We start from the raw sequence: 943 nt of genomic DNA, 5'->3' as shown, positions 1-943 counted from the left end.
GTCATGGTTCAACTGGCGACCTGTCCCCTGTAGAGTTTGAACGGCGCTACGCGCAACGAGGGTCTTGAGTGTCTACGGAACCCTGGGCGTATCATCTCGCTGACGCCGGGTCGCTTACCAAACGCCAGATCTGGCATTGCACGGAGTGCGCCAGGCCCTTTTGTCGCAAACAAGATCGCATCGTTGTGCGTGGCACTGCGTGNGTAATCCCCGAAGCGCTTTACATGGCTGGTCACGTACGGGCTGAGGAACGCCACGTCCTCCCGCGTGATCTTCCACCCCTGCCGCATCAGAGACGTCATGATTCGGGTCTGTTCGACCACGTTGTAGAAGATGACGGCATTGGAGACCAGGTCGTTGTATTGGACGGCCTTCTCCTGCTCAACGGGGTCATTGTCGGCAATCACTCCTTCCCCACCGAAGAAGAAATACTTTGCGAAGCCGTTGTAGGCCTCCACCTTGTTGGTGGAGGCGGTGATCTGTTCGCGCAACTCGCGGTTGGAGATGTACTGCAGCAGGAACAAGGTGCGCACGGCCGAACCGAGCGCCTTGAAGGCCTGGTACAGCCGGTTCTTGCGGCTGTAGTTGCCCAGCTTGCGCATCAGCGTCGAGGCCGCGATCTTGCCGGTCTTGATCGAGAGCACGACCTGCATCAGGTCCTTCCAGTGGGTCTCGATCAGATCCCAGTCGACAGTGTCCCGGAACAGTGCATCGATGTATTCGTAACGAATGTCCTCATCGGGGCGGAAGAACTTGTATTCGCGCCAGTTGCGGATGCGCGGCATCAGCTGGATGCCTAGCAGATGCGAAAGGCCGAACACCGGCAGCGACTGCCCCTGCGTGTCGGCGTGGACGGTGTCAGGCTGGATGTCGGAGGTGTTCTTCAGCAGGCCATCGATGATGTAGACCGCCTCCCAGACACCGCACGGAATGAAGTGGCTGA

General features: G+C 58.9%; 1 protein-coding gene. It reads right to left on the bottom strand.

All coding sequences use genetic code 11. The features are described from left to right. Nucleotides 1-203 precede the first annotated feature (203 nt). Nucleotides 204-943 (bottom strand): Tn3 family transposase (locus XarbCFBP7408_RS21985; RefSeq protein WP_146093833.1); only part of this gene is annotated, 740 nt, incomplete at both ends.

Origin of the sequence: Xanthomonas arboricola pv. guizotiae, assembly GCF_002940205.1 — a bacterium.
In the GTDB taxonomy this organism is placed as follows: Bacteria; Pseudomonadota; Gammaproteobacteria; order Xanthomonadales; family Xanthomonadaceae; genus Xanthomonas; species Xanthomonas arboricola_C.
Note: the sequence above shows the minus strand (reverse complement) of the source record. Positions and strands in the feature narration are given on the sequence as shown.